The following is a 7,112-nucleotide window of genomic DNA, read 5'->3' on the forward strand; positions in this document are numbered from 1 at the left end:
GCCGGCGGGCCGAGCGCTACCTCGGGCGTACGCGGGTCGAGCGCGCAGGTGGAGATCGATCGGATCGGACCGGCCATAGCGTCGGAGGGGTCCGATCCGCGCCTGCACCGGGAGCCCGCACATGATCCGATTGACCCTGCGCTCGCTGCGCGCCGAGGCGCTGCGCATGCTGCTCTCCGCGCTGGCCGTCGTGCTCGGCGTCGCGTTCATCGCCGGCACGCTGATCTTCGTCGACGGGATGCGCGCCGGCGCGTACGAGCGGGCCGGGACCTTCGACCGGCACACCGACCTCGGCGTCTACCCGAGCGGCGACAAGGCGCTGCCGGCGAGCCTGGTCGACAGGGTCCGCGCCGTCGACGGCGTGGCCGCCGCGGCCGGGGAGCTGACCGGGGCCGGAGGGCTTCTCGGCGCCGACGGCCGGCCGGTGCTCGGCTACGCCGTGCTCGCCGCCATCCCCACCGAGGCCGCCCTGCGCTCGTACGACGTGGTGTCCGGCCGCCTGCCCGACCGCGCGGGCGAGGTGGTGCTCGACGCGCCCACCGTGGCCGAGGAGGGCTTCACCCTCGGCGCCCCGGTCCAGATCGGCGGCACCGGCGGGGCGGCCCGCCCGTACACCCTGGTCGGTACGGTCGACGTGGCGGGCAGCGTGCGTGACGTCGGCGGGCCGTTCATCGGCCTGGTCGGTCCGGACGCGCTCGCGGTCAGCGGTGCGCGCGGCTATGGCCGGATCATGGTGGCGGCACGGCCGGGAACGTCCGAGACGGTGCTGGCCGACCGGCTGCGCGCGGTCGTCGGGGGTGCCGACGCCAGCGTGAAGGGCCGTCAGCAGATCCTCGACGAGGCCGTCGACGACGCGGTTCGGGACCTGAACCAGTTCATGATGCTGCTGCTCATCTTCGTCGGGGTCGCGGTGGTGGTGGCCGGCTTCGTGATCGCCAACACCTTCGCGATCGTGCTGGCGCAGCGCACCCGGCGGACCGCGCTGCTGCGCCTGGTGGGCGCGACCCGGGGGCAGGTCTTCCGGGCCGCCCTGCTGGAGTCGGCGCTGGTCGGGTTCGTCGCGTCCGTGCTCGGGGTGCTGCTCGGGGTGGCTCTCGCCGCCGGTATGCGGCTGCTGATGACCCGGCTGGACGTGCCGATCTCCGGTGGGCTGACCGTCGCCGGCTCGACCGTGCTGACCAGTCTGCTGCTCGGCACCGCGCTCACCGTGGCGTCCGCCCTGCTGCCCGCCTGGCGGGGGACCACTGTCGCCCCGGTGGCCGCGCTCACCGACGCCGCGGTGCAGCCCAGTCGGGGCGCCGGTCGGCTGCGCCTGATCTTCGGCGCGGTGGTGCTCGGTGCCGGCGTGGCGGCCCTCGCCGGCGCTGCCAGCGCCGGTCAGGTGCTGCTCGTGGCCGTCGGCGGCGTGTTGGCGTTCTTCGGGATCGTCCTGTTCGGGCCGGTGCTCGTCCCGGCGCTGGTCCGGGTGATCGGCTGGCCGGCCCGGCGGCTGTTCGGGATGACCGTGGGCCTCGCGGTGGCCAACGCCGTGCGCAATCCGCGCCGGATCGCCGCCACGGCGACCGCCCTGGTGATCGGGATCGGACTGGTGTCGGCGTTCGTGGTCGGCGCGCGCAGCACCAAGGACGGCATCGAACGCAGCGTCGACGCCGAGATCGGGACGGACTTCGTGGTCAGCGGCATCGGCCAGAACCTGCCCGCCGCGCTCGCCGGTGAGCTGGCCGCGCGCCCCGAGCTGGGCGTGGTGCACGAGCAGCGCAGCACCGTCACCGGCGACATCGAGGTCCGCGCCGCCCACCCGGCGCTGGTGGGGCGGACGCTGACCGGGGTGCTGGCCGGCGATGTCGGGCGGCTCGGGCCGGGGCAGGTCCTGGTGCACCGGGAGTTGGCGCAGGCGCGCGGCTGGCAGGTCGGCTCCGCCGTCACCATCGCGGGGCGGCCGTTCCGGGTGGCAGCGGTGGTCGCCGACGACGCGCCGGCCATGGTCGCCAGCGCGGCGCCCGAGGGGCATGTCATCGAGGTGGACGACGCGGACTTCGCCGCGCTCTTTCCCCGCGAGCGGGGCTTCCTGGCCGAGATCGACCCCGCCAGCGGCGTGAGCGCCGAAGAGGCCCGCGACGCGATCGAGGCGGTGCTGGCCCGCTATCCGACGGTGAACCTGATGGACCAGGGCGCGTACAAGAAGATGCTCACCGGCACGGTGGACATGCTGTTGGCCTTCGTCACCGCGCTGCTCGGCCTGGCCGTGGTGATCGCGCTGGTCGGCGTGGCGAACACGCTGAGCCTGTCGGTGGTCGAGCGCACCCGGGAGAACGCGGTGCTGCGGGCGGTCGGGCTGACCCGGGCCCGGATGCGGGCCATGCTCGCGGCGGAGGCGGTCCTGATGGCGCTGGTCGGCGCGGTGCTCGGCATCGGGCTGGGCACCGGTGTCAGCGCCGCCGCGATGGCGCTGCTGGCCCGTCTCGGCGGTGACTTCCACGTGGTGCTGCCGCTCGGTCAGCTCGGCCTGATCCTCGGCGTGGCAGTGCTGGCCGCCCTGCTGGCGTCGGTGCTGCCGGCCCGTCGGGCGCTGTCGCGGCCCGTCGTCGAGGCGCTCGCCGGCCAGTGATCTCGGCCGTCTCCGTCTCGCGGCCTTCGGGCGGACATCCGCCGGCCGGTCCCGCCGTCTTCCCCGGCGGCGGGACCGGCCAGCGGTGCCGGGTCTAGAGGCGCTCGACCATCTCGCCGACGCACCGGTTGCGGGTGTCGAAGACGTAGCGGGCGTGCCGGACCACCAGGTCGTAGTCGAAGCTGTCGTGGTCGGTGACGACCACCACCGCGTCCGCGGCCCGCACCTCCCGCTCGGTGAGCTCGACGATGGTGACCCCGGCGGGAATGTGGTGGGCCTCCGCGTACGGCTCCACCGCGTAGACCTCGGCGCCGAGGGCCTGCAACCGGCGGGCCACGTCGACGGCGGGGGAGTCCCGCATGTCGCCGGTGTTCTTCTTGTACGCGAGCCCGAGCAGCAGCAGTCGGGCGCCGCTCACCGCCCGGCCAGCCCGGTTCAGCCCCGCCATGATCCGCTGCGCGACGTGCTCGGGCATCTCGTGGTTGACGTCGTTGGCCAGCTCGATGAACCGGAACTGCCGGCCGAGGCGCCGTTTGACCTGCCAGGACAGGTAGCACGGGTCGATCGGCAGGCAGTGCCCGCCGACACCGGGGCCGGGCCGGAACGGCAGGAACCCGAACGGCTTGGTCTCGGCGGCGTCGATCGCCTGCCAGACGTCGATGTCCAGGTGGTGCGAGAGCATGGTCAGCTCGTTGATCAGCGCGATGTTGACCTGGCGGAACGTGTTCTCGATCAGCTTGGTCAGCTCGGCGACCCTCGTGGAGTCCACCGCGACGGTGCGCTCCACGAGGCGCTGGTAGAACCCCTGCACCCGGGCCAACGACACCGAGTCGACACCGGAGACCACCTTCGGGGTGTTCTCCAGTCGCCAGGTCGGGTTGCCCGGGTCGATCCGCTCGGGGCTGTAGCCGAGGTGGAAGTCGCCGGGGCTGGTCAGCCCGCTGGCCGACTCCAGCAGCGGTCGGAGCAGCTCCTCGGTGGTGCCCGGATAGGTGGTGGACTCCAGGATCACCGTGCAGCCCGGCCGCACGTACGGGCCGATGCCGACGCCGGCCTGCTCGACGAAGCTCAGGTCCGGGGTGCCGTCGCGCAGCGGGGTGGGCACGGTGATGACGCAGATGTCGAAACCCTCGGCGTCGGTGTACTCCGTGCTGGGGCGGTACCGACCGCTGCCCAGCGCGCGGCCCAGCCGGTCGGTGGGGATGTCCTCGACGAAGGACTCACCGGACGCGAGCCGCTTCACCCGGTCGGCGTCGACGTCGAGGCCGACGACGTCCAGGCCCGCCTCGACGGCGCGCATGGCCAGCGGCAGTCCGACGTACCCCTGGCCGATCACGACCAGCTTCTCAGCGCTCACCCGGGCTCCCGCGGCAGATGGTGGAAATGACCTGCGGAGAGCCTAGAGGGGTCTTCGGCCGTGTAAGTCCGTTTTGGGGATATCGGTGCTGGTGCGACGGCTGGTCAGCCGCCCACCGGGTCCTCCGGGCCGGTCGGCGGCGCCGTGGTGGGGACCGGCTCGGTCGGGGGCGGGTTGCTCGGCGGCGGGTCGGACTTCGGCGGGTCGCTGGGCGGGGGCGCGGTGGTCGCGCTCGGCGTCGCCGACGGCGGGCTGGACGACTGGGAGGGCTGCACGCTCGGCGTGGCGGTGACCGACGCCGACGCGGTGGCGTCCGGGACGGTCGGCCGGTTCGGGCGCTCCGGGTCGTCCGTGCTCTGCTCGTTCGCCGCCGGCAGCTCCGCCTGCTGGGTCGGCCCCTGCGTCACGGAGGTCGTCGGCAGGTTGACGGCCGGCTCGTCGTCGCCGGTGTTGCGCGCCGCACCCAGTGCCGCCCCGAGGCTGATCAGGGCGACCAGCATCGCGGCCGCCGCGCCGACCAGTGGCCCGCGACGTCGCTGACGCCCGGCATCCGCCGTGCTCGCCACCGCCGCGCCGACCGGCACGTCGGTGCGGGTACCCGGTCCGGCCTCGCGCAGCGGAACCGACGCCGCCATCGCCGTCGGCGGCTCGCCGCCGGTGACCGCGGTGCGGGCGGCCTCGGCCATGGCCGAGCCGCTGGTGAAGCGGTCGAGCGGATCCTTGGCGAGGGCCCGCGACACCAGGGCGCGGACCGCCTCCGGGATGTCGTGCGGCAGCTCCGGCGGCTCGTCGTCCAGGTGCCGGACGGCGACCTGGAGGGGGTTGTCCCCGGTGAACGGTGGACCGCCGGTGAGGCAGCAGTAGGCGACCGCGCCGAGCGCGTAGATGTCGGTGGCACCGCTGACCGGACGACCGGCGGCCTGCTCGGGCGCCATGTAGAGAGCGGTGCCGGGTACCGCGTTGGTGCTGGTGATGCTGGTCACGTTTGTGGAACGGGCGACGCCGAAGTCGACGAGGACGACCGTGCCGTCCTCCTGGACCAGCAGGTTGCTGGGCTTGACGTCGCGGTGCACGATGCCGCCCCGGTGCGCCGCGCTCAGCGCGTGCGCCGCCTGGGCCACGATCGACATCGTCTCGGCCACGTCGAGCCGGCCGGCCGCCTCGATCCGCTTGGACAGCGGCTCACCCTCGACGAACTCCATGACCAGGTAGTCCGCCCGACCGCCGTCGGGCAGGTCGTCCTCGCCGCAGTCGTACACCTGCACGATGCCGGGGTGCCGCAGAGCCGCCATGATCCGTGCCTCGGCCCGGAAACGGGCGATGAAGTCCGGATCGGAGACCAGCGCCGGCAGCAGGACCTTGACCGCGACCTGTCGGCCGAGGACCAGGTCCGAGGCACGCCAGACGTCGCCCATGCCGCCGGTGGCGACACGTTCGTCCAGGCGGTACCGCCCGCTGAGCACGACCTCCGATGACAACACAGCATTACCGTACCCAGAGTGGCGGGCAACGGCGCGCTGCGGTTGATCGGCCGCGTGGTCGTACCCGCCGGTCCGTCCGGTCTGACCTCTATGGACGCGGTCGGATCTGTGACGGCTCGACGACGGCGGGTGACAAAACCCGACACATCCCGGCGTACGCTTGCCGGATCACCGCCCCGGGCCGCCTACCGGCCCGGGGAGCGTCCTGCGGTTCACACCTGTTACGGCGGCACGCCGGTCTGGCGGCTTGATAATTGTCACTCTTCCGTGACGCGACCCCGACTTGTCGCTCGGATGGTCCCCTTTTACCGTTAGCCCGGCTCGGGGCCGCCCGGCCGGCCGTGCGTCGAGAGCCGAGAGCCATCGCGCCGGTGCGGACGCCCCGGCCGGCCCGGACGCGGGCGCGAAGCGAATTCGGTGGAGGGCGGTGCGCGTGCGGGAGCCGGCGGGGTCGACGGTTCGCGCGCGGACGCAGGCGTGGCGCGTCGGGCCGGGCCGCCGTCCCGAGCCACCCGTGAGCCGCGGATGACCGGCGAGCTGTCCGAGGCGGTCACCGCCGCGCAGGCCGGGGACGAGGACGCCTTCCGCTTCCTGTACCGCAGCCTGCAGCCGGGCCTGCTGCGCTACCTGACCGCCCTGGTCGGGGCGGACGCCGAAGACGTGGCGTCGGAGACGTGGTTGCAGATCTCCCGGGACCTGCCCAACTTCACCGGCGGTGAGTTCCGCGCCTGGACGGTCACCATCGCCCGTAACCGGGCCATGGACCATCTGCGCCGGCTGCGTCGACGACCGTCGCTGCCGGTCCCGGTGCAGGCGCTCACCGAGTTGGCCGGCGACGGCGACACCGCCGAGCGGGCCGGCGAGACGATCAGCACCGAGGCCGCCCTGGCGCTGATCGCCACGCTGCCTCCGCGCGAGGCCGAGGCGGTGCTGTTGCGGGCCGTGATCGGGTTGGACGCGGAGTCGGCCGGTCGGGTGCTGGGGCGTCGGGCCGGGGCCGTCCGGACCGCCGCCCACCGTGGGCTGCGGCGGCTGGCCACCCTGCTGGACCGGCAGACGGTGACCGCACCGCCATCCGACGGTGCCGTCACGACCGGGGCGCCCGGCACGCCGGGCCGGGTGTCCGCGCCGACCACGCGGCCTGCGCCTGCCGCGCCGCGCGGGGTGTCCGTGCCGAACGCGCCGGGCGGGGTGTCCGCGCCGGGCGGGGTGTCCGTGCCGAACGCGCCGGGCGCGACTGCGGCGCCGGCCCTCGGCGCCGACGGCGTCGCACCGTCGGTCGGCGCTGAGGTGGTTCCGCCACCTCGCGGACGCACCAGCCGATCCCGGCGGACGTCACACGCCGAGCAGGCGGACGGCTGACGTGAGGGGATTCCGGATGAACCCGTACCGGCCGGACCGGCACGCCGGCCGTGCCGAGACCGAACGGCTGCTCGACGCCACCCGCATCGACGCGGCCGTCTACCCCGAGGCGTCCCTCCGCGCTGGCACGTCTGCGGACTTCGACGCAGCCGTCGACTCCGACGGGGCACTCCACGTCGACGCAGCCGTCGACTCCGACGCGGCACTCCACGTCGACGCGGCCCTCGACCTCGACGCGGGCGAGCGGTCCCGCGCGCCCGCCGCCTCGCAGGCGGCGGCCGACCCGCTGGCGCGGCTGCTCGCC

At 74.3% G+C, this 7,112-nt stretch carries 4 protein-coding genes and 1 pseudogene; 3 read left to right on the forward strand and 2 right to left on the reverse strand.

The window, feature by feature from the left end; translation table 11 throughout:
• Positions 1-121 precede the first annotated feature (121 nt).
• A complete protein-coding gene (locus ABZU53_RS27540; RefSeq protein WP_355068394.1) occupies positions 122-2,608 on the forward strand; it encodes an ABC transporter permease in 2,487 nt (828 codons plus the stop codon).
• A gap of 94 nt (positions 2,609-2,702) precedes the next feature.
• Here ABZU53_RS27540 and ABZU53_RS27545 read toward each other — a convergent pair whose 3' ends face one another.
• The gene (locus ABZU53_RS27545; RefSeq protein ID WP_355068396.1) at positions 2,703-3,965 is read right to left on the reverse strand and encodes a nucleotide sugar dehydrogenase; all 1,263 of its coding nucleotides are present in this window, start codon (positions 3,963-3,965) and stop codon (positions 2,703-2,705) included.
• 104 nt (positions 3,966-4,069) lie between these two features.
• Entirely contained in the window at positions 4,070-5,446 is a 1,377-nt protein-coding gene (locus tag ABZU53_RS27550) for a serine/threonine-protein kinase (RefSeq protein WP_355068398.1), read from the reverse strand.
• 525 nt (positions 5,447-5,971) lie between these two features.
• Here ABZU53_RS27550 and ABZU53_RS27555 point away from each other — a divergent pair.
• Positions 5,972-6,499, forward strand: a pseudogene (locus ABZU53_RS27555) (RNA polymerase sigma factor); the annotation flags it as partial.
• Between the two features lie 325 nt (positions 6,500-6,824).
• The coding region (locus tag ABZU53_RS27560; RefSeq protein ID WP_355068400.1) for a hypothetical protein at positions 6,825-7,112 on the forward strand (288 nt) is incomplete at its 3' end.

It is taken from the genome of Micromonospora sp. NPDC005194, from assembly GCF_040608335.1.
Taxonomy (GTDB): Bacteria; Actinomycetota; Actinomycetes; order Mycobacteriales; family Micromonosporaceae; genus Micromonospora.

Coding starts and splice junctions, on each gene's coding strand:
- ABZU53_RS27540 (WP_355068394.1), top strand. CDS start 122: ATGATCCGATTGACCCTGCGCTCGCTGCGCGCCGAGGCGCTGCGCATG.